The organism is Algoriphagus sp. UBA3586, from assembly GCF_002376385.1.
Lineage (GTDB): Bacteria > Bacteroidota > Bacteroidia > Cytophagales > Cyclobacteriaceae > Algoriphagus > Algoriphagus ornithinivorans.
Genome location: NZ_DFMT01000018.1, coordinates 1 through 24889 on the forward strand (window position 1 = coordinate 1; position 24889 = coordinate 24889).

Genomic DNA, 24889 nt, shown 5'->3' on the forward strand with positions numbered 1-24889 from the left:
ATGCTCTGAACCAACTGAGCTAAACTCCCTAAAATGGAAATAACAAAATTAATGTGGGAGCTGAGGGATTCGAACCCCCGACCCTCTGCTTGTAAGGCAGATGCTCTGAACCAACTGAGCTAAGCTCCCATTTTATTGTCTCTTTCCTTCCGAAAGGGAATGCAAAGGTAATTTCTATTTTCAAATCCCCAAATATTTTGATAAGCAAAAAACTTAATCTTCTGAAAATGAGATAAAATATTTTTCATTGGACCTTCCTTCCTTCATAATTTCTCAATCTTTAACCTAAGCCTTATCAATTCCTGGAAATTTTTAAGAAAAGAAATAGGCTCCTTGGTTTTTCAAACAATTTCCTTATTATATAGTTATATAGATAAAGTTTTATTTTAAAAGTTTCTATCATGATTCCGAAAAAATCCTCTTCCCAGATAAAAAATGAAGATCAGTATGAAGCACTTCGAGATAAAGGTATGAGTAAACAAAAAGCAGCTCGGATTGCAAATACCCCAAAAGAGGAAATGGATTTCAACAGTAAGCCTTATGAATCCAGAACCAAAAAAGAGCTTTACCAAAAAGCCCAAGAAATAGGAATCAAAGGTCGAAGCAAAATGTCCAAAAAGGAATTGATAGAAGCTTTGAGATCAAATTAATTTTTAACCTTAAAAAAAATACTATGGAAAATCAAACTAAGAATATTGCCATTTTAACAGAAACTGGATTTGAAGAAATTGAATTAACAAGTCCAAAAAAAGCCCTAGAAAATGCCGGGTTTAATGTTCACGTTATCTCCCCACAATCCAAAATCAAAAGTTGGAACAATGGAAATTGGAATATGGAGTTAAATGCAGATAAACTTTTATCAGATGCGGATCCTTCCGAATATGATGGACTTATGATTCCTGGAGGGGTATTGAACCCAGATAAATTAAGAAGAAATGAAAATGCAATAGATTTTATAAATCAATTTTTCGAATCAGGAAAACCCATCGCAAGTATTTGTCATGGCCCTCAGGTTTTAATCGAAAGTGGAGCTCTGCAAGGTCGAAGAATGACCAGCTTCCCAAGTATCAAAACCGATCTGAAAAATGCTGGAGTAAGGTGGGAAAACCGAGAAGTGGTAACAGATCAGGGCTTAGTTACAAGTAGGAATCCAGACGATTTGAACGCCTTCAACAAAAAAATGATTGAAGAATTTCGTGAAGGTATTCATACCAAAAACAAAACAATCTAATTCAAAAAAAAGGCTGTCGAAAACTCGACAGCCTTTTCTATTTCAATTATATATCAAACTTAATCCCTTGCGCCAAAGGCAATGCAGTGGAATAATTAATCGTATTAGTTTGTCTTCTCATATATGCCTTCCAAGCATCCGAACCAGACTCTCGTCCTCCACCGGTTTCTTTTTCTCCTCCAAAAGCACCTCCAATTTCAGCACCTGATGTTCCGATGTTGACGTTTGCAATTCCGCAATCAGAACCTGCCGCTGACAAAAATGCTTCAGCCTCTCTCATATTCGTAGTCATAATTGCAGAAGAAAGTCCCTGAGGAACTCCATTTTGAATGGCTATAGCCTCAGCTAAAGTCTTATACTTGATCAAATACAAGATTGGTGCAAATGTTTCATGCTGCACAATTTCAAAATGGTTTTCCGCTTCATAAATGGCCGGCTTGACATAGCATCCAGACTCATAGCCCTCACCTATTAAAACTCCTCCTTCAACAACTGCTTTACCTCCCTCCTCTTTTACTTTTTGGAGAGCGTGCTCATACATTTTAACAGCATCCTGATCTATCAGAGGCCCGACATGATTTTTTTCGTCCAGAGGGTTCCCTATCACCAATTTGCTATATGCCGATGCAAGACGCTCTTTAATCGAATCAAAAACAGATTCATGAATAATTAATCTACGAGTACTAGTACATCTTTGTCCTGCTGTGCCTACAGCTCCAAAGAGTGCTCCTCTGATCGCTATATCCATATCCGCATCTTCTGTGATGATTATGGCATTGTTCCCGCCAAGCTCAAGCAAAGATCTTCCCAATCGCTCTCCAACTGCTTTACCTACCAATTTCCCCATTCTGGTAGACCCAGTGGCAGAAACTAAAGGGATTCTGGAGTCATGGGAGAGCAATTCCCCCACTTTATAATCTCCTACAATCAAAGAAGAAATCCCCTCAGGCATTCCATGTTTTCTGAATATTTTTCCAACTATCAACTGACAGGCAATTCCGGAAAGTGGCGCCTTTTCTGAAGGTTTCCATACGGTCACATCCCCACAAACCCAAGCCAAAGCCGTATTCCAAGACCAAACAGCTACAGGGAAATTAAATGCCGAGATAATTCCCACAATCCCTAAAGGATGCCATTGTTCATACATTCTGTGGCCAGGCCTTTCGGAATGCATCGTTAAGCCATACAATTGGCGGGATAGACCCACAGCAAAATCACAGATATCAATCATTTCCTGCACTTCTCCCAAACCTTCTTGATAGGATTTTCCCATTTCGTAGGAAACCAATTTCCCAAGATCAGCTTTTACTTCTCTCAGCGCATTTCCAATTTCCCGAACGATTTCCCCTCTTTGAGGGGCCGGAATAAGACGCCATTTTTCAAAGGCAACCTGAGCAGTTGTTATTACTTTCTCGTAAGTTTCCTCATCTGTCACCTGTACCTTTCCGATTAAAGTACCATCAGCAGGAGAAATAGAGGCGATATATTCTTTTCCGGAATCCATCCAGTTTTCACCGGTAGAAGAGCCCAAATTTTCTGATTTAATACCCAGTCTTGCTAGGGATTCGGCTATACCAAACTGCTTACTCATACATTTAGAATTTTAGGAATACCTTCAAAGCTAAAATAAAAGGAACCTTAGCCCAAGAATTCGATCAATCTTTCTTTATTAAACGCAATGGATTGATTTTGGAAAAGCCACGCTTAAAACCTTCTCCAGGCTGAAATTTGTAGATAAAATTTATCCTATAATTCCCGGTCTCTTTGCTTAAATCAAAATTATCCAGGCGAACCATCTGATTGTTTTTCAGGACATAATTTGCATTGATAGAAAACTTTCTGGAATTGTACCCAAAAAAGCCTCTTAAGAAATAAGTGGGTACTATGCCCCATTGATCTAAATCAGAGGATTCATTCCATTGCGTGTAAGCCAGGCTTAGATTTCCAGAAAATACTCCTGTAAGAAAAAAACCTCCTCCGAAAACTACTGTACCTGCGAATCCCGCATTAGGACCAACCTGAAAAGATCGGTTACTGGAAAAATTACTTTCTCTTTGGTTTTCGAAAGCCGGCAAAAGCAATGAATCCCCTTTGATTGATCCACCATAAACCTCAAACCCTACAAAAGGTGAGAAGGCTGATCTCTTTTGAATAAATGACTGGTTAAATGCAGCCATCAAAGAGAGCTGTTCCCCATTAAATAAGTAATTAAAATTTAAACCCAATTTCCGCAACTTGATATCTTCGCGGAGATAAGGTGAATCAGAATTAGAAAGAAAATCTGACGGGATACTATATCCATTGTAAAACTGTCCAAATACATCTATGATCATGTTTTTTGGATAAAGATGTGCCTGTAAATCCAGGTACAATGGCCAATCTTGTTGCCTGTCTGGATTGAGAAAGCCTACTGGCATAGCTAGATTTAAAGTAAGCTTTTGATAAGTAAAGCCTATACCCAAATTATTTCCTGAATTAGGCTGAAATCGATAAGTATTTCCATCCGCAGTCTTTTGGATCAGGTCAGTATATTTTTTTGAGAAATAAAATCGAAGACTGAAAAGCTCAGGAGTCTCCTCAACATAATTAGAGTCCAATTCAAATTTTTGCCCATAAATGGGATCAAATACCAATATACTGAAAACAATAAGTGGGAGGAAGATTCGCCGAAAAGCCATTTTTATTCATCTTGATAATTTCAAAATATCCAAAAAAAAATCCGGATCGCAAGGACCCGGATTTCTTTAGAAAACTGTTAGAGTTCGAAAATTGAGGCGATAAAACCTCGTGATTTAAAAAGAATAGTTGACAAAAGTTGTTTAATCACCGGAATAAAGTTAAGAATAGGATTTAATTATCCAAATTAAAATTTGCATTTATTGCATAATCTAATTCATAATTAGCACTAGTCAATAAATTTCAAAATTTTTGGGTTCAATTTATAGAGTTTGAAATAGACTTTCTTTGAGTTAGTTTGCAGAATTATGGATTCCGATATGCCTTTAGTCTCTGTAGTAATCCCCTGCTACAATCAAGCCTCTTTTTTGAAAGAAACCATTGAGTCAGTCCTGAAATCAACCTATCCTAAGATTGAAATAATCATAGTGAATGATGGAAGTACCGACCATAGTCTGCAAGTTGCCCTCAAAGCAGCTTCTACCAATCAGCAAATCGATGTGATTGACCAAGAAAATTCGGGAGTAGCTGCTGCTAGAAATAATGGTATTCAAAAAGCAAAAGGAGAGTTGATTTTACCGCTGGATGGAGATGATCTTATTGCTGAAGATTATATAGAAAAATCCGTCGAGCAGTTTCAAAAAGATCCAGAGGTAAAAGTGGTTTATGCCCAAGCTGTGAAATTCAATGAGCAAGGGACTAAGCCCTGGAATCTCAAAAAATTCAGCAGAAATGCATTGGCAAGAGATAACATGATCTATGTTTCCGGTCTATTCAGAAAATCAGATTGGGAGGATTGCGGTGGCTTTTCTGAAGATATGAAAATGGGAAGGGAAGACTGGGAATTTTGGATCAAAATGCTCAAAAATGGAGGAAAAGTGGTTCAATTACCTTTTGTGGGATTTTTTTACAGGCTTAGTCCAAATAGCAAGCGAAAAAGAACTGGTACCAACGAAATGAAAAAAAAGCGCATCGCTTATTTAAATTCTAAACACAGCGATTTCTTCGAGAAAGAATTAAACGGGCCTCTTAGATTTCAAAGAACCTGGAGTAAACCTTACAATACGCTGTTAAAATGGGTAAATAATTTTTTTTCTTGACTCTTTAATTTCTTTATCAAAAACCTTCAATTACTTAAATGAAAAACTCTTTAAAGAACAAAGCAAAGCAATTCTGGAAGGATTTCAGGTTTAACCTGAGCGCCACCGAAAACCCGCTTTTTATGAATTTTTATAAGCATCTCTATCAACCAAAAAAAGGGAGCATTGCTGAATTTTTATCGGAATACTCTTTGAGTAAGCAAGGTGACTTTCATGTGATTCAAATAGGGGCCAATGACGGAATAACGAATGACCCGATCCATAAATTTATTAAAAGAGATAGATGGAAGGGAGTTTTATTAGAGCCGCAACCAGATGTTTACAGGAATTATCTCTCGAAAATTTATGTCAAAAACAAAGGCCTGCATACGCTCTGCGCTGCAATTGGAGAAAAGGATGGTAAGCAGAAACTTTATAAAATTGGATTTAGCACCATGAGATGGGCCACGGGACTTGCTTCATTTTCTTTGGAAAAGCTAAAGGAAAACTTTGCATCAGGGGTAGTACAGAAAAACTGCGATCGGTTTGGAATAGAGATTCCAGAAGATCCTGAGAAGCAAATCACTTCCGAAGAAGTCGAAGTGATAAGTCCTGTTACTTTATTGGAAAAATTTAAAATCCCGAAAATCAATCTTCTCCAAATTGATGCAGAAGGTTATGACCTAGAGGTGATTAAAATTTTTGAAATTGAAAAAACTCAACCCGAAGCTATCATTTTCGAAAATGTGAACTTACCAGAAGATGAATTAAAAGCCTGTCTTCAACTTTTGAAAAACAACAACTATCTATTGAAAAAATTCGGGAGAGATACCTTAGCCCTTCATTCCTCCAATACTGAAATGGCACATTTGGTGTTGAGTTCGAATTAAATCTTATCCAATCCCTTCCAGTATTTTAAAAAGTAGTATTTCAAAGGGTTCTTATATTTCAACTGCTTCCAAGGTCTACTTCCATGTGGCCTGTGCCATACCGGTGCATCCATAAGCACGAAATTCTCAAATCCACAATCTAAGGCTTTTGTAGAAATGAATGTGTCGTACCAATCCTTGGCATCATCCAGTCCGGTAAAATCATAAGCCTTCAGAAATGGAAGAGAAAATAGTGTACAGCAGAAACTCAAACTCCGTTTTGTATTGATCTCAGTCTCTTTTCTTCCTTTGAATTTCAAGTAAGGAAAATTGACAACTCCTGCTTCATCAACAGTAACAGCCCCAGTCAAGCCAGAGCCTGAATGGGATTTTTGATGCGCTAAAAGTTTACTTATCGTATCCGCCTTCACCACCACATCCGATTCGACCACCAAAAGTGGCAAGCCCAATTCCAAAGCTTTCTTCTGAGAAGTCTGAAGTACCAGTTTATAATTTGGAGAAGGGTGATCTGTGATTTCTTCTAAGTGAATCAATTCATAGCCGATTTCAGCTTTCTTTTTCTCTAATTCCACTTTTGTCTCTTCTGTGCTAAAATCATTAAAAATGATATGATGCACTTCAACATCAGAATTGGAAATAGCTCTAGCTGTGTCCAATGTGGTTTCTATGGAGTTTTTAACCGGCGTTATTACTAAGACTTCTGCCATGAATCGATTTTTGAACAAAAGTAAACCATTCTTGTGGGCAAAAAAATAACCCCGACTTTCGCCGGGGCTGTATAGTTAGGCTAACTCAGCCAATGCTTTTTTAATTCTTTTCATTGCTTCTTTGAGCTCATCTTCTGAAGCAGCATAACTCAAGCGAACGCAATTAGGAGCTCCAAATGCACCTCCTGTCACTAAAGAAACGTGAGCAACATCCAATAAATAAAGACATAAATCATCAGCATCTTTGATGGAATGCCCATGAGCCGACTTCCCAAAGTATGCTGTCACATCCGGAAAGAAATAAAATGCGCCCTCTGGAATATGAGTTTTGATACCCGGAATTTCTTTCAGTAGGTCCAATACAATTTGTCTTCTGTTGAAATATGCTTCCGCCATATCCTTAGAAGGAGTCTGATCACCGGCAATGGCGGCCAAGGCTGCTCTTTGAGCAATTCCTGTTCCCCCTGAGGTAAATTGTCCTTGGATTTTTTCCACAGCTTTTGCTATCTCTACAGGAGCACAGATATACCCTACTCTCCATCCAGTCATGGCATAGCCCTTAGAGAATCCATTGACCGTAATGGTTCTTTCAAACATGCCAGGAAGAGATGCAATGCTGAAATTTTTTCCTGTGAAATTGATCAATTCATAAATCTCATCTGCAATCACCATCAAGTTTGGCTTCTTTTTGATCACTGCTGCTATAGCTTCCAATTCCGTTTGGCTAAATACCGAACCGGTAGGATTACAAGGAGAAGAGTAAATAACTGCCTTGGTTTTATCTGTCAATGCATCTTCCAATTGAGCTGCTGTAGCTTTGAAATTATTTCCTAAAGTACCCTCAATCAAAATAGGAACTCCTCCCGCTAGCTTTATGATTTCAGCATAACTCACCCAATACGGAGAAAAAATAACTACCTCATCTCCTTCATTCAACAAACACATGAAGGTATTGGCAATGGAATGCTTTGCTCCTGTAGAAACTACAATATTCTCCGCTTTAGCTTCTGAGATATTATTTTCATCTCTCAACTTTTTAGCCAGAGCCTCTCTCAGATCCTGATACCCAGCTACAGGAGGATAAGAAAAGTACTTTCCTTCGTCAATAGCTGATTTAGCTGCTTCCTGAATGTGTTTGGGAGTCTTGAAATCCGGCTCGCCGAGACTCAATCCAATAATGTCAATTCCCTGGGATTTCAGCTCTCTTGCTTTTTTTGCCATAGCAAGGGTTGCTGACTCCTCCATATTCAAGATGCGATCTGATAGAATAGAATTCATTTTTACAGTAGGTTTTTTACAAATTCCTCAAAAATAGGCAGAAGATTATTAATTCTAAACAAAGAAGCTGATTTGATGATGAATTGCTTTTATGAAAGTACCATATTGATGACAGGAATATCCAGCGTCATTCAGATTGCTTGCAAAAAACTGATAATAATCGTTTGAAATGTTATTTTTGAATAAAATACTCAGAGCGGATTTCCGTTTTTTATTACATGAATAGAATTTATTCCATTCTTCTTTTAACCCTGTTTTTTCAGTCAGCTCTTTTTGCCCAAAGCAAGGAGAAAAAAACCGATCCTGATTCTACAGGAGTAGTAAACTCTTCCCTTTTACCGACCACCATGCCTCTTCTGCTTTTTGATGATTCTAAAGAAAAAGAAGAGAAAAAAGAAAAAAAGAAGAAGGCCCGTAAAAACATCTGGTTTGGAATAAAAACTCAAAAAGGCTTCATCCGAAATAATATTCGGGGACAGCAGATTTATGAGTTCTTCAATTACACGGATTTGGAAAGAAAATTAGATCCTTATATTCGTGATGTTTACTGGTTTGACCCTAAAGATCGCGGTATCAAAAAAGAAGGTTTCGCCAAAGGCAAGGGTTACTTATTGCATGGACCTTACGAAAGAAGAGTCAATGATGTAGTGGTTGAAAGCGGGATGTATTATTATGGTACCAAGCATAAAACCTGGATGCTTTTTGATAGTAAAAATGTCCTTCAGGACAAAGACCACTTTACAGAAGGCTGGCCAAGAGAATCCAAAATCACTTATTATAACAGAAGCACCCAAACCGTAGAGGAAATCACTCCAATCCAATACGGACTGGAAGAGGGGAATTACTTCTATTTTTATGAAGACCGACAAATCGCCGTCACAGGAGAATTCCAATATGGTGAGAAAGTTGGCTTATGGACTGAATATTGGGACACCAACAATAGTAAAACCATCCGAAAAAGGGAGATTCAATATCCAGAAACTCCTTTTGCTGACAATTTCAAACCCTACATTCGAGCAGAGTGGGACAAGGATGGAAATCTCGTTTACAGAAACCCGAGAGCTATCAATAATTAATAGAAGGCATCCTCAAATTGACGGAAATTGATGTTTCCACTTTTATCCTTGTAAACAGCCACTATATCAAAGCGAATATCCTTATGCCAGTCTTTTTCATGGACATAAGCATCTGCTGCTTTGACCAGCAACTTCTTTTTGGTAAAATCCACAAACTCTTCTGCAAAGCCAAAACCAGTCCCTGAACGAAACTTCACCTCCACAAAAATCAAAATCCCCCTGAATTTCATGATTAGGTCGATTTCGGCATGTTTAAAGCGGTAATTTTTGTCCATTAACTCATAGCCTTTCCCAATTAACCATTCGGCAGCAAGCTCCTCGGCCATTTTGCCTTTATCATTATGCTCAGCCATCTTATATAATTGCTTAATTTTGAAAAATCGAAGAACGAATTCAACTCATTGGCGGTTGAATAAAAATCCATTTGGAGACTTGAATGAACGAAGTAATTAATAAAAAGGTTGAGTTCCGCGATTTAGGCTTGATGGATTATCAGCATGCCTGGGATTACCAAGAAGAGCTTTTTGCTAAGACTGTTGCCCGGAAAATCCGGAATAGAAACCTCCCGATTGCTGAACAGGAAGCAACCGACAACTACCTCCTTTTTGTAGAGCATCCGCATGTCTACACTCTAGGAAAAAGCGGCAAAGAAGAAAACCTATTATTGGATGAAGCGGGATTGAAAAGCCATCATGCCACCTACTATAAAATCAACCGAGGCGGAGACATTACTTATCATGGACCGGGACAGTTGGTTGGGTATCCCCTATTGGATTTGGACAACTTTTTTACGGATATCCATAAGTACCTCCGTTTGTTAGAAGAAGCAATTATTTTGACTTTGGCTGAATATGGGATTGAAGCGGGGAGAATAGAAGGCCTCACTGGAGTTTGGTTAGACCATATTGCACAAAAAAACCCAAGAAAGATATGTGCTATGGGAGTAAAATCCAGCAGATGGGTCACTATGCACGGATTCGCCTTTAACATCAATGCTGATCTCAGTTATTTTGGACACATCATCCCTTGCGGGATTGACGATAAAGCAGTCACATCTCTTAACAAGGAATTAGGAAAGCCAATTCCTATGGAGCAAGTAAAAGAAAAAGTTAAAAGGCATCTCAGTCAGCTTTTTGAGATGGACTTATTCGAAAAATGAATTAGCGGAAAAGGATTTCCTCTTTGGAAGAAGAGCAATTACCTCATTTCCCCAAGCCATTGAAAATTTATACAGATGAAAAAAGATATTGACTTTTCTCCGGTAACTGGAGTCAAACTAGCTATCGCAAAAGAAGAAACAGCAAGTGGAACTGAGTGGGGAGTTTATATCATTAACCTCAACCTAATCGAACTCAACACCGTCATGATTACTTCTAAAGGATATGGGGAAATTGACGGAGAGCAAAAAAAGACCTCAATTTTGAGACATATGATCAAAGAATTAGGACCAGAATGTGTGGCTAAGATTGAGCCGATAGACCCACAGGTTTTTGCTCTGACCAATGAGTTTTGGGTAAGCTACTATATTCTTGACCAGATATTTGACAAAAAGTTTATATTTACTCCAGGCAGTTTTGACCCCTCACTGCAGCGCATGATCCCCGAATTAGGTTTGGAAGGGGTTTTACATAGTTAGAATAAAGTATGGCTGATTTTTTTGAGCAATTAGGCGACATATTGTTTTTAGATATTGAAACCGCCTCTCTGACCGAGAAATTTGAAGATCTTGGGGAACGGTTGCAAGAGGAGTGGGTCAAAAAGGAAAAACTCATCAAGAATACTGATCACGGCAAAATAGAACCAGGTTCTTTGTATTTTGACAGAGCAGGGATTCATGCGGAATTTGGTCAAGTAGTCTGTGTTGGTGTGGGTTATTTCCAGTGGAAAAAGAAGGACAAAAAACTGATTTTTCGTTCCAAAGTTTTTTCAGATCCCGATGAAAGGGAACTTCTTGTTGACTTTTCTAGCTTATTAGAGAAGAAAAAATGGATTCTTTGCGCACACAATGGGAAAGAGTTTGATTTTCCCTATCTATCCAGGCGAATGCTGATTCAGGGAGTTCCGCTTCCTGAGCCTTTACAGATTGCAGGCAAAAGACCATGGGAAATTCGTCACCTCGACACCATGGAGCTGTGGAAGTTTGGCGATTACAAGTACTACACCCGACTTGAGTTACTAGCTTCTGTTTTTGGAATACCTTCTTCCAAGGAAGATTTGGATGGAAGTGAAGTCAATGCCACTTTTCATTTGGAGAAAAACCTGGAAAAAATCAAAAAATATTGTCTAAGAGATGTAGAGGTCACGGCAAGAGTTTACCTTGCTATGAATCCACAGATTGACGAAATGAACCTTGAAGTTGTCCAACTGGACGATTTAAAAAAAGAACATAAAAAATAGGGTGTATTTCTTTTTACCTTAACCAAAACAAACACCCAAAACATGGGAAGAAAATCAAATAGAAAAAGTTCTAACAAGCAAAACGGAGGAAAGAAAACGGATGCCGCTTCATTGGCCCGTAGAATTCTCCAATTTTTAGATGCGAATTATGGGCAGGAATTCAATGCCAAACAGATTATCAAAAAACTGGATATAAGAGACTCTCTTACTAAAGGTGGAGTGGAGCCAGTTCTTCATAAACTCGTGGAAAACGGGTCAGTCTCTAAAAGTCCGAGAAACTATTTTTCATCTACTCAAGACCCGGATTTCATAGAAGGAACTGTAGATTTTGTAAATCCTAGGTTTGCTTTTGTAATCCCCGATAATCCGGAAAAAGTAGATGGAGACATTCTTGTCAAAGAAGCCGACCTCAAGCAAGCCTTAGATGGCGACAAAGTCAGAGTGATGGTATATCCTCTAAAGGGAAAAACTGGAAGGACTGAAGGAAAGGTGTTGGAGATTCTCGAAAGAGACAGAGATGAATTCGTCGGAAGAGTAGAAATTTCTCCACGATTTGCATTTGTGGTGCCTGATTTTAAAAAAATGCACAAAGACATCTTTGTTCACAGAGGTGATCTAATGGGTGCTGAGCATAATGAAAAGGTCATTGTCAAAATGACTGAATGGAGAGAAGGAGATAAAAATCCTACCGGAAAAGTCATCAGAGTGCTCGGCAAAGCGGGTGTGCATGAAGTAGAAATCCACTCCATTATGGCAGAGTTTGGGTTGCCATTTGAATACCCTCAAGAGGCAGATCAAGAAGCAAACGCAATTCCTGAAAAAATCACTTCCAAAGAAATTAAAGCAAGAAGGGATTTCAGAGACGTGACCACTTTCACTATTGATCCGGCAGACGCCAAGGATTTTGATGATGCCATTTCTTATAGAAAATTAGAAAATGGAAACCTGGAAGTTGGAGTCCATATCGCAGATGTTACCCATTATGTGAAGCCTAAAACAGCTTTGGAAAAAGAAGCTTATGACCGAGCTACATCGGTTTACTTGGTAGATAGAACCATCCCAATGCTTCCTGAAAGGCTAAGCAATGGTCTTTGTTCGCTTAGACCTCATGAAGATAAATTAACCTTTGCCTGTGTGTTTGAAATGGACTCCAATGCCAATGTGCTGAATCATTGGATTGGAAGAACTATCATTCATTCAGACCGAAGATTCGCCTATGAAGAGGCACAAGAGAACATAGATAATCAATCCGGAGACTTCTTTCAGGAGTTAACGCTGTTGAATGACCTTGCAAAGCAGGTACGAAAAAGAAGGTTCCAACATGGTGCTGTCAATTTCGAAACTGTGGAGGTCAAGTTCAAATTGGATGAAAAAGGCACTCCACTCGGATTGATGATTAAAGAGCGAAAAGACATCCACAAAATGATTGAGGAGTTCATGCTCTTGGCAAACAAATACGTTGCTGAGTTTATCTTCAAAAAGAGAAGTGGTGCAGACACCTTCGTATACAGAACCCACGATTCTCCAGACATGGAGAAGCTGGAAATATTTTCAGGTTTTGCCAAGCGTTTTGGTCATCAAATGGACTTGGATAACGAAAAGAAAATTTCTTCCGCTCTCAATAAATTAATGGATGAAATCCAAGGCAAGCCGGAGCAAAATGTATTAGAGCAACTTGCTATCCGAAGTATGGCTAAGGCTAAATACACCACTGAGCCCAAAGGTCATTTTGGTTTGGCTTTTCCACATTACACCCACTTTACCTCCCCAATCCGTCGATATCCTGACATGATGGTGCATCGACTTTTGGAACACTATCTGGATGGAGGCAAATCACCAGACGCAGAAGCCTGGGAACAAAAATGCGTACACTCTTCCGAACGGGAAAAGCGTGCAGCTGATGCAGAAAGAGCTTCTATCAAGTACAAGCAGGTAGAATATATGGCTCTGGCTGAAGAGAAAGATTATGACGGAATCGTCTCTGGGGTGACTGAATGGGGAGTCTTTGTAGAAATCACTGAAACCAAGTGCGAGGGAATGATCCGAGTACAGGATATGGACGATGATTACTATGATTTCGACCAGAAAAACATGCGACTTATTGGGTCGAGAACAAAAAAAATGATCACTTTGGGTGACAAAGTGAAGGTCCGCGTAGTTAATACCGATATTGACCGAAGAACCATCGATTTGGAATTTGCAAACAATGACGAAAGAAAGCCTCGCGCACGCGCTTTTAGATAAATTAGAGTCCTTTATCAGGGAACAAAACTTTGGAGAAGATCCCAAGGAACTTTACGAACCGATCACCTATATTCTCAGCTTGGGAGGAAAAAGAATAAGGCCTCTTTTGAGCTTGCTGGCCTATGGACTTTATAAAAAAGATCCTAAAACCATTCTGAGCCAAGCGAGTGCTGTCGAGGTGTTCCATAATTTCACCCTGATGCATGATGATATCATGGATCAGGCCCCATTGAGAAGAGGAAAAGCTACTGTTCATGAAAAATGGAATGAGAATGTAGCTATTCTTTCCGGGGATGTCATGTTGGTACGAGCCTATGATTTATTGCTTCCTACGCCTCATACCCTTCTTCCCAAAGTCATTCGTCTCTTCAATAAAACCGCTGCAGAAGTATGCGAAGGGCAGCAGCATGATATGAATTTCGAAAGCAGGGAAGAAGTTCATGAGGATGAGTATGTCAATATGATTCGGTTAAAAACTGCTGTTTTGCTAGGCTTCGCTTTAGAATTGGGTGCAATCCTAGCAGAGGCATCCGAAGAAGACTGCCAAAAAATTTACAATTTTGGGGTAAATATCGGTATAGGCTTTCAGCTTAAAGACGACCTCTTGGATGTATTTGCAGACCAAGCAAAATTCGGCAAGCAAGTGGGCGGCGACATCATTTCAAACAAGAAAACATACCTCCTTATCAAAGCGCTGGAACTTGCCCAAGGAGATGATAAAGAATTGCTTAATTTTTGGTTAACACAAAGTGAATTTGACAAGGAAGAAAAAGTTCAAGCTATCAAGGGACTCTATGAGAAATTAGGAATCCGAAAAAAGGCGGAGGACAAAATGAATCATTATTTCTCAGAAGGCTTCCGGCAGTTGGATACGCTTCATTTTAAAAATGAGGATTTTTATCAAAACCTCAGAAAAATCACTGAAGACCTGATTCACAGGGAAAAGTAATATGGAACTTTCGATCACTGTAATCCTGATTATTATCACAGTAATCAGCAGCTTTTACGGATTCAATAATCACAGCTTCATCGAAAGGTGGATGTTTACTCCCTACAAAATCAAACATCAAAAGCAGTGGGATAGATTTATTCTTTCTGGTTTTATCCATAAGGATTATATCCATCTCCTCTTTAATATGTTTACTTTCTACTTTTTTGGGAGAGTAGTAGAACAGTTTTTAGCATACCAACTTGGGAGCAGTCTCGGAGGTGTTGTATTTGTTCTGTTTTATATTCTGGGAATAATTATCGCGGATATCCCCACATACTTAAAGCACCAGAATAACAGTTATTACAGAGCTTTGGGAGCATCGGGAGGAACTGCTGCGACTGTCTTTTCCAGTATCATCATTCTTCCTTTAGCAGATATTTGTCTTTTCGGGATCATCTGTCTTCCAGGATTTATCTTGGGCGCCTTATTTCTGATTTATTCCTATACCAAAGGAAAGCAGGACAGCGATGGAATAAACCATGATGCCCATCTCTATGGAGCGCTTTTCGGAATCATTTTCATCCTGATTCTTTCTCCTAGCAGCGCTGTGCATTTTATAGATCAAATCAGGAATTGGAGGATTTTCTAAATAAAAAACGAGGTCCTTGGCTAAGATCTTACCCGCTACAATTTTTCTAATTGTCTGATATTTTTATCTGCAACAGACTTTAAAAGTTGTGAAAGGTTATCTCCTTTCTCTTCCGCATAGACATCCGGCCCAGGGATTCCCACTCGCATTCCTACGATTCTGACAGCAGATGATCCATGTCCTTCTGTTGAAAAATAAATGTCGACTGCATTGATTTTGGACGCGTGACGACCAATCTTATCTATCTGGTCCCTAATCAGTTGCTGGATAGAGGAGTCAATATCAAAATCAACTGCTTGTACGTCTATTTTTATGGCTTTATAGTTTTCTGTGTAATTCATGGAAATAATTGATTGTTATTTTAGTTGATAATATAAGAATTTCTTTTTATATTATATGTAGAAATTTTAGTATAAATCCTTTTTAAAACTCAAAATCAATAACCAATTATGAAAATTTTTGATAGAAACTTATTCTTGGAACTCACTCAGAAAGAAAGTGAGCCATTCATTTCTATTTATGTGCCTACATCACGTAAAAGCACAAACGCCTACAAAGACGACCAAACACGATTTAAAAATCAATTATCACAAGTCGAAAAAGATTTAGAAAAGAATTGGGGTATGGATGAAAGAAACATCTCGAAGGCACTTCGTCCTGCTCATCAATTATTGGAAGACTTTAATTTTTGGCAACATAATTCGGACCTATTAGCGGTATTTCTAGCTGATGGTGAAATGGAGTATTTCCAGGTTCCGATTCCAAGAGTAGAATCTATGAATTTTATAGGAACTAAAGCTTTTACAATGCCATTAGTCCCAGAACTCAATGATGATGGTCACTATTATTTATTACTGCTTAATTTGGATAGAATTCGTCTATATGAAGCAACAAGAGATGTCATTCAGGAAATTATTCTTGACGAAAAAGAAGTTGCCGTTTCATTTACTGTAGAAGAGGAAATAGCCGAAAATCAAGGTCATTTACAGGGACAAGGCGGCGTAGGAAGCGCTGGAGCCATGTATCATGGACATGATGGTGGATCGGATGAAGAGAAGAAAACGACAATCCTAAACTATTTTCATCGTATGACCAATATGCTGGAACCGCTTCTCTATAAAAACCCACTTCCCCTTTATCTCGCAGGAGTTGACTATTTGATCCCATTATTCCGCGAAGCTAGTAAATACAATCATTTACAGGATGGCCATGTCAGTGGAGCCTTCACCGAAAAAGATGTGATGAGTCTTCATCAAAAATCTTGGCAATTGGCATCAGACTATTTTTCTTCTGAGAGAAGAAAGCGAATGAATGATTTCGAAGAAAAGCAAAGCGAGGGCTTATCCATTCAAAATGATAAAACCGCATTGATTAAAGCTGCCCATTCAGGTGCCTTGGACACACTTTTTGTTGATGAAAAACATGAGCATGTTTGGGGTACATTCGACACCCAAAAACATCAGGTAAATTATCAGGAATCAAAGGATAAGCACAGTCACTGTTTGATTGATTTGACAATCAGTCAAACCATCAAAAATGGAGGTAAGGTTTTTCTAATGAACTCAGACTCCCTCCCTGCAAATGATATCATGGCTGGTATTCTCAGGTATCCCCTGAGTTAAAAAAAATAAGCCCCGGAAAATTCCGGGGCTTCATCATTTAAGGTTTATTGAATTACTTTTTGATATCCAGTTTGGTTCGAAGCTCCTCAATATTCAGAATCTTCGAAATCTCCTCCTGCTCCAATTTTTTGAATCTCGCAAGTTGCACATCAATTTGCTGAGTTAATTCTTTTCTCACTTCTACAGATTGATCAGTTGGAGGATAATCTCCATTTCCAACCACGCTATTTAAATGAGCCAATTTATTATTCAGCCTGATCGGATAGTTTAGAGGATCTTGACCGCTTCTGTTTTTGGTCTGGTACAAGGTCTCTTCTATCTCCTGCATTTGAGCTTTGATTTGCTCCAGGTTGGCTGGCTTATTTTCCATACTATCCAGTTCAGCTCTGTACTGACGAATCAATTTAATAGTCTGATGCGTTTCTGTCAGCTTGCGGTTCACATTCATGAGAAACTCAAACTGTTTTTCCAATCCCCCCTGAGTGGTTTCATATCTAGGATCTGCCAAAACTTTGAATCCTTGCTCCTGTCTTTCCCCATCCAAAGTAACTCTTACCTTATAATCGCCAGGAACAACCTTTGGCCCTCGAAGATTAGCAGCCCACATGATGAGACCATCAAATCCTTCCGCATCTTCTACTCTTAAATTCCAATTGAATTCATTGCTACCAGCTTTCACTTTTAAAGTATCCCCTTGATAGCCTTTGGTTGAGAAAGTCCTGAGAACATTATTCCCATTATCCAAAAACTCAATTTTAAGCTCCTCTTTAGGCTCCTCTTTGATAAAATAATACACCAAAACTCCTCCAGGTCTGTTGGTCCCCATGGTCGGAGACTTCCTTTTCACACCATCTATTCTATAAGAATCCTGAGGTTTAAATAGATGCAACTTTTTATTCTCAATACCTGGCTCTGCCTGATGCAAAACAGTTAGATCATCGATAATCCAGAAAGAACGTCCCTGCGTGGCAGCGATCAAATTATTATCCTTGATGGCCAAATCAGTAATCGGAACGATGGGAAGATTCATCTGCAAGGAATGCCAATTTGCACCATCATCTTTTGAATAATACATCCCAGTCTCGGTACCTGCGTAAAGCATTCCCTTCTTAACAGGATCTGCACGAATTACCCTGGTGAAATGCTCTGCATCTATTCCTTTGGTAATTTTTGTCCAGGTTTTACCATAATCCTTGGTCTTATATAAGTAAGGTTCAAAATTCCCACTTTTATAACCAGTTGCTGCAAAATAAGCCTCACCTGCTTCATATGGACTCGCCTCAATACTATTGATCTGTAACCATTCCGGCATGGCGGAAGGAGTCACATTCACCCAGGTTACCCCATTATCTGTAGTCACATGCACCAATCCATCATCAGAACCAGCCCAGATTACTCCCTTCTTCACAGGAGATTCTGCAGCTGTGAAAATAGTGGCATAATACTCTACAGAAGTATTGTCTTTGGTAATTGGACCACCGGATGAACCTAATTTACTAGCATCATTTCTGGTCAAATCAGGCGAAAACACTTCCCAGCTTTGTCCCTCATTAGTGGATCTATGAAAGCGGTTACTGGTAGTGTAAAGCATATTAGGATCATGCGGGGAGAAGAAAATCGGGAAGTTCCATTGAAATCTATACTTCATGTCTTCCGCTCCATGTCCCATTGGATTATCAGGCCAAACATTGACTGTTCTGCTGATTCCTTTATCATGATCCTCTCTGGTTAAAAGACCTCCATAAGATCCACCATACACAATGTCATTATTCTTGGGGTCCGGAGCGATCCAACCAGACTCCCCGCCTGCGGTAGGCTCCCAGTCATCTTCAGTGATTCCTCCTCTTCCATCTACTCTGTGGCGGATTCTAACAGTTGAATTGTCCTGCTGCGCACCGTAAATTCTGTATGGAAAAGAATTGTCAGTGGTCACTCTGTAGAATTGGGAAGTCGGCTGATTCATATAAGTGGTCCAATTGGCTCCACCATCTTCGGAAACTTGCGCTCCACCGTCATCGGCGATAATCATACGCTGATTGTTATTTGGATCTATCCACAAATCATGATGATCTCCATGAGGTGCATTAGCTCCTTTGAAAGTTTTCCCGCCATCAGTCGATTTGTGATAGCTCACGTTTAGCACATATACTGTTTCCTCATCTTGAGTATCTGCATAAATTCGGGAATAATACCAAGCTCTTTGTCTTAAGCTCCTATCCTCATTGGTTTTGGACCAGGTTTGTCCTGCATCCGTGGAAGTATACACTCCACCGTTATCATTTTCAATGATGGCATAAAGCCTGTTAGAATTCAATGGAGAAACAGTTACCCCCATTATTCCCAAAATCCCTTGAGGAAATCCTTCTTTGGATGTAAGGTCTTCCCAGTTTTTACCCCCATCTGTGGACTTAAACATTTTTGATCCAGGTCCACCGCTTTCCAATGAATAAGGAGTTCGCTTGATCTCCCAGGTTGTTGCATATAGGATATCAGGATTATTGGGGTCTAAAATCAAATCAACAGCACCGGCCACGTCGGAAACAAAAAGAACTTTTTCCCAAGTAGCCCCTCCATTGGTGGTTTTGTAAACACCTCTTGTAGCATCAGGCTTAAATAAATCACCCAAAACCGCAGCATAAACCACATCAGGATTGCTTGGATGAATTCTTAGTCTTGCAATAAACCGGCTTTTATCCAAGCCTGCTCTTTCCCAGCTTTTGCCGGCATCCTTACTTTTCCAGACTCCGTATCCAAAAGACACGTTTCCACGGACTGTTTTTTCTCCTCCTCCTGCATACACTACACTAGTGTCACTTTCAGAAACAGCTACAGCGCCAATAGAGCCACCGAAAAAGCCGTCGGAAACAGACTTCCAGGTATTCCCGGAGTCAACAGTTTTCCAGACACCTCCACCTGTAGATCCGAAATAGTAGGTATGATCAGAGCCTGCTACTCCGGTAACTGCATCGGATCTGCCTCCACGAAAAGGGCCAACGAGCCTCCATTCGAGGGCTTTGTAAACAGAAGGATTAGGTACATTTTGGGCTTGGGAAGAATTTGCCTGAAAAATAAAACAGAGCAAAATTCCCAATAAACCCAATGAAAATCGATTTCTCATAAGGATAATATTTGGTGGTTTCTTGAAGATAAAAAATTAGGATAAGTCTTCGACTCTATTGCTAAAAAATTGATCAGTGGTCGGAATTCTTTTTTGGCTAGAAACAAAAAAACCCTTTCCGAGGAAAGGGTTTTGATTTTCGTTTAGTAGGTATTAAGCCTCAGCTGGCAAAACACTTACGTAAGACTTACCGTCTGCTTTCTTTTTGAAAGTTACAACACCGTCAGAAAGTGCAAACAAGGTATGATCTTTACCTACACCCACGTTGTTTCCAGCGTGATGCTTGGTACCTCTTTGTCTTACAATAATGTTACCGGCGATAACTTGCTCGCCTCCAAATTTCTTCACACCCAATCTTTTGGAATGTGATTCTCTACCGTTTTTGGAACTACCTACACCTTTTTTGTGTGCCATGGTCTGATTCGTTTATGGTTTTCTAATAGAAAACTTAGAGTGTAATATTTTCAATCAATACTTTGGTGAAGTCTTGTCTGTGACCGTTCTTCTTCTTGTAGCCTTTTCTACGCTTCTTTTTGAAGACGATGACTTTATCACCTTTAACATGATCTAGCACCTTGCCAGATACCTTAGCGCCCTTAATTAAAGGTGCACCAACAGACACATTCCCATCAGCTTCTGCTAATAGTACTTGGTCAAATTCCACGGAAGCGCCAGTTTCTGCGTCTAGCTTTGGAGCATAAACAAACTGATCTTTTGTTACTTTGAACTGCTTTCCTGCGATGTTTACAATTGCGTACATGTGTTTCTTTCTAGATTCTTTGTCGAAATCGGAGTGCAAATATAAGGAAGAGTATTTGAAGAAAAAAATGGCTTCATAAAATTATTATGGCCTTAAGAATTACCTATTCAGCAACTTACATCTGCGCCAAAAGTATTTATCAGTAATCCCTTTTTTCAGGAGCTTTAAAAGCCAAGATTTGTATTAACACATTCAGAGCTTCGCAAAGATAAAAAGTAGCAAGAAACAGGGCAAGGAATCGTTGGACTCAAGCAATTTTAAAAGACAGTAATATTATCGGTAGAAAATTCAAACAGCTGCTCATACCTGATTTTCAGCTGTTTATTTCATTTTAAATCGATTGAATAGAATTGAACCTCGGTCAAAAATCACTTGAATTTTGTTAAAAATATTTTTTTCAAAAAAACTGAAAAAAGTTTCAACGCCTCAAAATGCCCATTTCAGCTTATCTTTTACTTTATTTGAATACATATAAAGTATTGTATTTATGATATTTAAATAGTTTTTGACCATTGTTCAAAAAACACCCTAATTCAGTACTTCGGGGGTTTTATTTCTGGATTTTGGTTCACATATTTGTTCAAAGGCTGTTCTAAAAAGGCAGCCTTTTCTATCCCCAGCAACGATTACTGAAGAGCTATTTGTCTGAATTTAACTTATTTAAAACATTATCAAATAAACCAAAGAGAACGATGCAAGCAGAACCAATTTTAGAAGAGAATAAGAATCGCTTTGTTTTATTCCCCATCCAGCACGCAGACATTTGGAAATTTTATAAACAGGCAGAAGCCAGCTTCTGGACGGCTGAGGAGATTGATTTAGGACAAGATATGAGAGACTGGAAAAACCTGAATGATGGGGAGCGCCACTTTATCTCTCACGTATTGGCTTTCTTCGCTGCAAGTGATGGTATAGTAAATGAGAACTTGGCTGAGCACTTTGTCGCAGAGGTTCAATATACAGAAGCTAAATTTTTCTATGGATTTCAAATTGCCATGGAAAATATTCACTCAGAGACCTATAGCTTATTGATCGATACTTACATCAAAGATCCGGTTGAGCGAGACAAATTATTAAACGCCATCGAGCACATTGACTGCGTCAAGAAAAAAGCAGACTGGGCATTGAGATGGATTGATAATGGAAGCTTCCAGGAAAGATTGATTGCTTTCGCAGCTGTAGAAGGAATCTTCTTTTCCGGTTCTTTCTGTTCGATTTTCTGGTTGAAGAAAAGAGGACTAATGCCAGGGCTTACTTTCTCTAATGAATTGATTTCACGGGACGAGGGTCTTCACTGTGACTTTGCTTGTCACCTTTATACTCAACACGTACAAAACCCGCTTCCAAAAGAAACTATCAAAGAAATTATCATGGACGCAGTTGCCATCGAAAAGGAATTTGTGACCGATGCACTTCCGGTAAGATTGATAGGAATGAATGCAGATTTGATGTGTCAATACATCGAATTCGTTGCGGACCGATTATTGATGGAACTAGGATGCGATAAGGTATGGAATAGTACAAATCCATTTGATTTCATGGATATGATCTCCCTTCAGGGTAAAACCAACTTCTTCGAGAAGCGAGTAGGTGATTATCAAAAAGCCGGAGTGATGAAGTCCAATGATGCAACAGAATCAGCACGCTTCTCTTTAGGGGAAGATTTTTAACCAAAACCACTTTACCCAACCATTAACCTCACCTGAACTATGCTAGTAATAAAAAGAGACGGAAGACGCGAATCAGTTCGCTTTGACAAAATCACAGCACGAATAGAGAATCTGTGCTATGAGCTGGATCCTAAATTTATACAGCCTATCGAAGTTGCCAAAAAGGTAATTGATGGTTTGTATGATGGAGTAACTACCTCTGAGCTAGATAATCTAGCCGCAGAAGTTTGCGCTTCATTGACAGTGAAGCATCCGGATTATGCGATACTTGCTGCACGGATTGCCATCTCTAACCTGCATAAAACAACCAGTCAGTCTTTTTCAAATACCATGAAAAGACTTTACACTTATGTCAATCCGATCACAGGTGAGAATGCGGCATTGATTGACCCGGAAGTGTATGGCATTATTAAAAAGAATGCGGCAAAGCTAGATGCGGCGATTGATTACAAAAGAGACTTTGGATACGATTACTTCGGCTATAAAACATTAGAAAGATCCTACTTGATTCGTTTGGATGGCAAAGTAGTAGAGCGTCCACAGCATATGTTGATGCGGGTAGCCGTAGGTATTCATAAAGAAGATTTGGATTCTGTAATAGAAACTTACAATCTCCTTTCTGAAAAATGGTTTACTCATGCGACTCCTACCCTCTTCAACGCAGGTACTCCTAAGCCACAGCTTTCCTCTTGCTTCCTTCTGACTATGAAGGATGACAGTATTGATGGAATTTATGATACATTAAAGCAATGTGCTAAAATCTCACAATCTGCAGGAGGTATCGGTCTTTCTATCCACCATGTAAGAGCTAAAGGTTCTTATATCAAAGGAACCAACGGCGTATCTAACGGAATCGTGCCGATGTTGAGAAACTTCGATATGACCGCACGATACGTGGATCAAGGAGGAGGAAAAAGAAAAGGATCTTTTGCCATCTACCTAGAGCCTTGGCATGCTGATATCAAAGACTTCTTGGAGCTTAAGAGAAACCATGGTAAGGAAGAAATGCGTGCCAGAGACTTGTTCTATGCACTTTGGATTCCAGATCTATTCATGAAGCGAGTAGAACAAAACGAAACTTGGTCTTTGTTCTGTCCTAATGAGTGCCCAGGTCTTTCCGATTGCTATGGAGAAGAATTTGAAAAGCTATACGAAAAGTACGAGCGTGAAGGAAAAGCAAGAGAAACCATCAAAGCTCAGGAATTGTGGTTTGAAGTTTTGGAATCTCAAATCGAAACCGGCACTCCATATATGCTCTACAAAGATGCAGCAAATGGTAAGTCCAATCAGAAAAACTTGGGAACCATCAAGTCATCCAATCTTTGTACAGAGATTATAGAATACACTGCTCCAGATGAGGTTGCTGTTTGTAACCTTGCTTCTTTAGCACTTCCTAAATTCGTAACACAAGGACCTGATGGAAAGCTTTCCTTCGACCATCAGAAATTATATGAAATCACCAAAGTAGCGACTCGTAATCTCAACAAGGTAATCGATGTCAATTACTATCCAGTAGAAGAAGCGAAGCGATCCAACTTCAGACATAGACCAATTGGTTTGGGTGTGCAAGGATTGGCGGATGCTTTCATCATGCTGAGAATGCCTTTTGACTCACCTGAAGCAAAAGGATTGAATGAAGACATCTTCGAAACCATCTATTATGCGGCTGTAGAAACATCCATGGAGTTGGCCAAAGTGCAAGGTACTTATGAAACCTACGAAGGTTCACCAGCATCCAAAGGAGAACTTCAGTTTGATATGTGGGGCGTGACGCCAAAATCCAACAGATGGAACTGGACAGAATTGAAGGAGAAAGTGAAGAAGTATGGTTTGAGAAACTCCCTGCTAGTAGCTCCTATGCCGACTGCCTCCACTTCTCAAATCTTAGGAAATAATGAGTGCTTCGAGCCTTATACTTCCAATATTTACACTAGAAGAACATTATCAGGTGAATTCATTGTAGTGAACAAGCACTTGATGAAAGATCTGATCAAGTTAGGCTTGTGGAATGATAACATGAGAAACCGATTGATCTCCACCAATGGTTCTGTTCAGGATGTACCGGGAATTCCACAGCACATCAAAGATATTTACAAGACTGTTTGGGAAATTTCTCAGAAGGTGATTATCGATATGGCAGCAGATCGAGGAGCTTATATCTGTCAGTCACAAAGTATGAACGTCTTCTTGCAAGACCCGAACTTTGGTAAGCTTACATCCATGCACTTCTACGCTTGGAAGAAGGGATTAAAGACTGGTATGTACTATTTAAGATCTCAGGCGGCAGCTGCAGCGATCAAGTTCACCCTAGATAAGAGCGCCTTAGAGCCCAAAGAAGATAAAGCACAAGTAGAAACCGTAACCAAGTCCACCAAACAAGAGGCTGTACAATGCTCTTTGGACAATCCGGATGACTGCGAAATGTGCGGAAGTTAAATTTTAGAGTTCGTCAATTGGAAAAAGCGTCTGGGAATCTCAGACGCTTTTTTTTGCAAAAGCCTAGTTGACTGTCTCCAACTCAGAAATTAATTGATAATAAAATATTAGATTGACAGCGATTC

23 protein-coding genes and 1 tRNA gene are annotated in these 24889 nt (G+C 39.3%); 14 read left to right on the plus strand and 10 right to left on the minus strand.

Translation table 11 applies throughout. The features are described from left to right. Nucleotides 1-54: 54 nt before the first annotated feature. Nucleotides 55-129, minus strand: a tRNA-Val gene (locus B2906_RS06640). A 272-nt stretch (nucleotides 130-401) separates the two neighbouring features. Between B2906_RS06640 and B2906_RS06645 the strand changes: the two genes are divergently transcribed. Beyond that, nucleotides 402-650: a DUF7218 family protein gene (locus tag B2906_RS06645; protein ID WP_219957821.1), complete on the plus strand. Its 249-nt coding sequence runs from the start codon at nucleotides 402-404 to the stop codon at nucleotides 648-650. A gap of 23 nt (nucleotides 651-673) precedes the next feature. After that, nucleotides 674-1231, plus strand: a complete 558-nt coding sequence (locus B2906_RS06650) for a type 1 glutamine amidotransferase domain-containing protein (RefSeq protein WP_219957820.1) — start codon at nucleotides 674-676, stop codon at nucleotides 1229-1231. A 46-nt stretch (nucleotides 1232-1277) separates the two neighbouring features. Here B2906_RS06650 and B2906_RS06655 read toward each other — a convergent pair whose 3' ends face one another. Continuing rightward, on the minus strand, nucleotides 1278-2822 hold the full coding sequence (locus tag B2906_RS06655) for an aldehyde dehydrogenase family protein (protein ID WP_219957819.1): 1545 nt from the start codon (nucleotides 2820-2822) through the stop codon (nucleotides 1278-1280). 64 nt (nucleotides 2823-2886) lie between these two features. Further along, a complete protein-coding gene (locus tag B2906_RS06660; protein WP_219957818.1) occupies nucleotides 2887-3909 on the minus strand; it encodes a DUF4421 domain-containing protein in 1023 nt (340 codons plus the stop codon). 306 nt (nucleotides 3910-4215) lie between these two features. Between B2906_RS06660 and B2906_RS06665 the strand changes: the two genes are divergently transcribed. Then, nucleotides 4216-5007 carry a glycosyltransferase family 2 protein gene (locus tag B2906_RS06665; RefSeq protein WP_219957817.1) on the plus strand — a complete coding sequence of 264 codons (792 nt, stop codon included), beginning with the start codon at nucleotides 4216-4218 and terminating at the stop codon, nucleotides 5005-5007. 38 nt (nucleotides 5008-5045) lie between these two features. Continuing rightward, the gene (locus B2906_RS06670) at nucleotides 5046-5876 is read left to right on the plus strand and encodes an FkbM family methyltransferase (protein ID WP_219957816.1); all 831 of its coding nucleotides are present in this window, start codon (nucleotides 5046-5048) and stop codon (nucleotides 5874-5876) included. Here the strand turns inward: B2906_RS06670 and B2906_RS06675 are convergent. Both B2906_RS06675 and B2906_RS06680 read right to left on the minus strand, forming a co-directional pair. After that, on the minus strand, nucleotides 5873-6583 hold the full coding sequence (locus B2906_RS06675) for a glycosyltransferase family A protein (protein WP_219957815.1): 711 nt from the start codon (nucleotides 6581-6583) through the stop codon (nucleotides 5873-5875). The genes B2906_RS06670 and B2906_RS06675 overlap by 4 nt on opposite strands. A gap of 75 nt (nucleotides 6584-6658) precedes the next feature. Beyond that, entirely contained in the window at nucleotides 6659-7861 is a 1203-nt protein-coding gene (locus B2906_RS06680; RefSeq protein WP_219957814.1) for a pyridoxal phosphate-dependent aminotransferase, read from the minus strand. Nucleotides 7862-8079: 218 nt separating this feature from the next. On the opposite strand from B2906_RS06680, the gene B2906_RS06685 reads away from it, so the two are divergent. Beyond that, nucleotides 8080-8937, plus strand: a complete 858-nt coding sequence (locus B2906_RS06685; RefSeq protein WP_219957813.1) for a hypothetical protein — start codon at nucleotides 8080-8082, stop codon at nucleotides 8935-8937. Here the strand turns inward: B2906_RS06685 and B2906_RS06690 are convergent. Then, a complete protein-coding gene (locus tag B2906_RS06690) occupies nucleotides 8934-9290 on the minus strand; it encodes a YraN family protein (protein ID WP_091655447.1) in 357 nt (118 codons plus the stop codon). The two genes, B2906_RS06685 and B2906_RS06690, sit on opposite strands and share 4 nt — an antisense overlap. 83 nt (nucleotides 9291-9373) lie before the next feature. Here B2906_RS06690 and lipB point away from each other — a divergent pair, with 83 nt between their 5' ends. The 6 genes from lipB to B2906_RS06720 all read left to right on the plus strand — a co-directional run bounded on the left by lipB (nucleotide 9374) and on the right by B2906_RS06720 (nucleotide 15158). Beyond that, nucleotides 9374-10096 carry a lipoyl(octanoyl) transferase LipB gene (lipB, locus tag B2906_RS06695; protein WP_219957812.1) on the plus strand — a complete coding sequence of 241 codons (723 nt, stop codon included), beginning with the start codon at nucleotides 9374-9376 and terminating at the stop codon, nucleotides 10094-10096. Nucleotides 10097-10171: 75 nt separating this feature from the next. Further along, nucleotides 10172-10573, plus strand: coding sequence for a hypothetical protein (locus tag B2906_RS06700; protein WP_091655449.1), 402 nt, complete (start codon nucleotides 10172-10174; stop codon nucleotides 10571-10573). A gap of 8 nt (nucleotides 10574-10581) precedes the next feature. Continuing rightward, nucleotides 10582-11334: a 3'-5' exonuclease gene (locus B2906_RS06705; RefSeq protein WP_091655450.1), complete on the plus strand. Its 753-nt coding sequence runs from the start codon at nucleotides 10582-10584 to the stop codon at nucleotides 11332-11334. A gap of 42 nt (nucleotides 11335-11376) precedes the next feature. Further along, entirely contained in the window at nucleotides 11377-13578 is a 2202-nt protein-coding gene (gene rnr, locus B2906_RS06710; RefSeq protein ID WP_219957811.1) for a ribonuclease R, read from the plus strand. After that, nucleotides 13541-14527 carry a polyprenyl synthetase family protein gene (locus B2906_RS06715; RefSeq protein WP_219957810.1) on the plus strand — a complete coding sequence of 329 codons (987 nt, stop codon included), beginning with the start codon at nucleotides 13541-13543 and terminating at the stop codon, nucleotides 14525-14527. The genes rnr and B2906_RS06715 overlap by 38 nt, the downstream gene beginning before the upstream one ends. 1 nt (nucleotide 14528) lies before the next feature. Continuing rightward, complete coding sequence (locus B2906_RS06720; RefSeq protein WP_091655453.1) at nucleotides 14529-15158, plus strand: rhomboid family intramembrane serine protease; 630 nt, start codon at nucleotides 14529-14531, stop codon at nucleotides 15156-15158. A gap of 35 nt (nucleotides 15159-15193) precedes the next feature. On the opposite strand, the gene B2906_RS06725 is transcribed toward B2906_RS06720, so the two are convergent. Beyond that, complete coding sequence (locus B2906_RS06725; protein WP_219957809.1) at nucleotides 15194-15499, minus strand: HPF/RaiA family ribosome-associated protein; 306 nt, start codon at nucleotides 15497-15499, stop codon at nucleotides 15194-15196. Nucleotides 15500-15607: 108 nt separating this feature from the next. On the opposite strand from B2906_RS06725, the gene B2906_RS06730 reads away from it, so the two are divergent. Beyond that, nucleotides 15608-16780, plus strand: a complete 1173-nt coding sequence (locus B2906_RS06730) for a hypothetical protein (protein ID WP_219957808.1) — start codon at nucleotides 15608-15610, stop codon at nucleotides 16778-16780. A gap of 52 nt (nucleotides 16781-16832) precedes the next feature. Here B2906_RS06730 and B2906_RS06735 read toward each other — a convergent pair whose 3' ends face one another. The 3 genes from B2906_RS06735 to rplU all read right to left on the minus strand — a co-directional run bounded on the left by B2906_RS06735 (nucleotide 16833) and on the right by rplU (nucleotide 20658). Continuing rightward, nucleotides 16833-19898, minus strand: a complete 3066-nt coding sequence (locus B2906_RS06735; RefSeq protein WP_219957807.1) for a VPS10 domain-containing protein — start codon at nucleotides 19896-19898, stop codon at nucleotides 16833-16835. Between the two features lie 153 nt (nucleotides 19899-20051). Continuing rightward, nucleotides 20052-20312 (minus strand): 50S ribosomal protein L27, encoded by a 261-nt coding sequence (rpmA, locus tag B2906_RS06740; RefSeq protein ID WP_091655457.1) that lies wholly within the window; start codon nucleotides 20310-20312, stop codon nucleotides 20052-20054. A 34-nt stretch (nucleotides 20313-20346) separates the two neighbouring features. Continuing rightward, nucleotides 20347-20658: a 50S ribosomal protein L21 gene (gene rplU, locus B2906_RS06745; RefSeq protein ID WP_091655458.1), complete on the minus strand. Its 312-nt coding sequence runs from the start codon at nucleotides 20656-20658 to the stop codon at nucleotides 20347-20349. A gap of 692 nt (nucleotides 20659-21350) precedes the next feature. On the opposite strand from rplU, the gene B2906_RS06750 reads away from it, so the two are divergent. Both B2906_RS06750 and B2906_RS06755 read left to right on the plus strand, forming a co-directional pair. After that, the gene (locus B2906_RS06750) at nucleotides 21351-22328 is read left to right on the plus strand and encodes a ribonucleoside-diphosphate reductase small subunit (protein WP_219957806.1); all 978 of its coding nucleotides are present in this window, start codon (nucleotides 21351-21353) and stop codon (nucleotides 22326-22328) included. A 39-nt stretch (nucleotides 22329-22367) separates the two neighbouring features. Further along, entirely contained in the window at nucleotides 22368-24764 is a 2397-nt protein-coding gene (locus B2906_RS06755; RefSeq protein WP_219957805.1) for a ribonucleoside-diphosphate reductase subunit alpha, read from the plus strand. The last annotated feature ends 125 nt before the right edge of the window (nucleotides 24765-24889 follow it).

What these genes read in the sequence shown, in the direction of transcription:
- B2906_RS06645 (WP_219957821.1), top strand. Translation starts at nt 402, where the DNA reads ATGATTCCGAAAAAATCCTCTTCCCAGATAAAAAATGAAGATCAGTAT.
- B2906_RS06650 (WP_219957820.1), top strand. Translation starts at nt 674, where the DNA reads ATGGAAAATCAAACTAAGAATATTGCCATTTTAACAGAAACTGGATTT.
- B2906_RS06655 (WP_219957819.1), bottom strand. Translation starts at nt 2,822, where the DNA reads ATGAGTAAGCAGTTTGGTATAGCCGAATCCCTAGCAAGACTGGGTATT.
- B2906_RS06660 (WP_219957818.1), bottom strand. Translation starts at nt 3,909, where the DNA reads ATGGCTTTTCGGCGAATCTTCCTCCCACTTATTGTTTTCAGTATATTG.
- B2906_RS06665 (WP_219957817.1), top strand. Translation starts at nt 4,216, where the DNA reads ATGGATTCCGATATGCCTTTAGTCTCTGTAGTAATCCCCTGCTACAAT.
- B2906_RS06670 (WP_219957816.1), top strand. Translation starts at nt 5,046, where the DNA reads ATGAAAAACTCTTTAAAGAACAAAGCAAAGCAATTCTGGAAGGATTTC.
- B2906_RS06675 (WP_219957815.1), bottom strand. Translation starts at nt 6,583, where the DNA reads ATGGCAGAAGTCTTAGTAATAACGCCGGTTAAAAACTCCATAGAAACC.
- B2906_RS06680 (WP_219957814.1), bottom strand. Translation starts at nt 7,861, where the DNA reads ATGAATTCTATTCTATCAGATCGCATCTTGAATATGGAGGAGTCAGCA.
- B2906_RS06685 (WP_219957813.1), top strand. Translation starts at nt 8,080, where the DNA reads ATGAATAGAATTTATTCCATTCTTCTTTTAACCCTGTTTTTTCAGTCA.
- B2906_RS06690 (WP_091655447.1), bottom strand. Translation starts at nt 9,290, where the DNA reads ATGGCTGAGCATAATGATAAAGGCAAAATGGCCGAGGAGCTTGCTGCC.
- lipB (WP_219957812.1), top strand. Translation starts at nt 9,374, where the DNA reads ATGAACGAAGTAATTAATAAAAAGGTTGAGTTCCGCGATTTAGGCTTG.
- B2906_RS06700 (WP_091655449.1), top strand. Translation starts at nt 10,172, where the DNA reads ATGAAAAAAGATATTGACTTTTCTCCGGTAACTGGAGTCAAACTAGCT.
- B2906_RS06705 (WP_091655450.1), top strand. Translation starts at nt 10,582, where the DNA reads ATGGCTGATTTTTTTGAGCAATTAGGCGACATATTGTTTTTAGATATT.
- rnr (WP_219957811.1), top strand. Translation starts at nt 11,377, where the DNA reads ATGGGAAGAAAATCAAATAGAAAAAGTTCTAACAAGCAAAACGGAGGA.
- B2906_RS06715 (WP_219957810.1), top strand. Translation starts at nt 13,541, where the DNA reads ATGACGAAAGAAAGCCTCGCGCACGCGCTTTTAGATAAATTAGAGTCC.
- B2906_RS06720 (WP_091655453.1), top strand. Translation starts at nt 14,529, where the DNA reads ATGGAACTTTCGATCACTGTAATCCTGATTATTATCACAGTAATCAGC.
- B2906_RS06725 (WP_219957809.1), bottom strand. Translation starts at nt 15,499, where the DNA reads ATGAATTACACAGAAAACTATAAAGCCATAAAAATAGACGTACAAGCA.
- B2906_RS06730 (WP_219957808.1), top strand. Translation starts at nt 15,608, where the DNA reads ATGAAAATTTTTGATAGAAACTTATTCTTGGAACTCACTCAGAAAGAA.
- B2906_RS06735 (WP_219957807.1), bottom strand. Translation starts at nt 19,898, where the DNA reads ATGAGAAATCGATTTTCATTGGGTTTATTGGGAATTTTGCTCTGTTTT.
- rpmA (WP_091655457.1), bottom strand. Translation starts at nt 20,312, where the DNA reads ATGGCACACAAAAAAGGTGTAGGTAGTTCCAAAAACGGTAGAGAATCA.
- rplU (WP_091655458.1), bottom strand. Translation starts at nt 20,658, where the DNA reads ATGTACGCAATTGTAAACATCGCAGGAAAGCAGTTCAAAGTAACAAAA.
- B2906_RS06750 (WP_219957806.1), top strand. Translation starts at nt 21,351, where the DNA reads ATGCAAGCAGAACCAATTTTAGAAGAGAATAAGAATCGCTTTGTTTTA.
- B2906_RS06755 (WP_219957805.1), top strand. Translation starts at nt 22,368, where the DNA reads ATGCTAGTAATAAAAAGAGACGGAAGACGCGAATCAGTTCGCTTTGAC.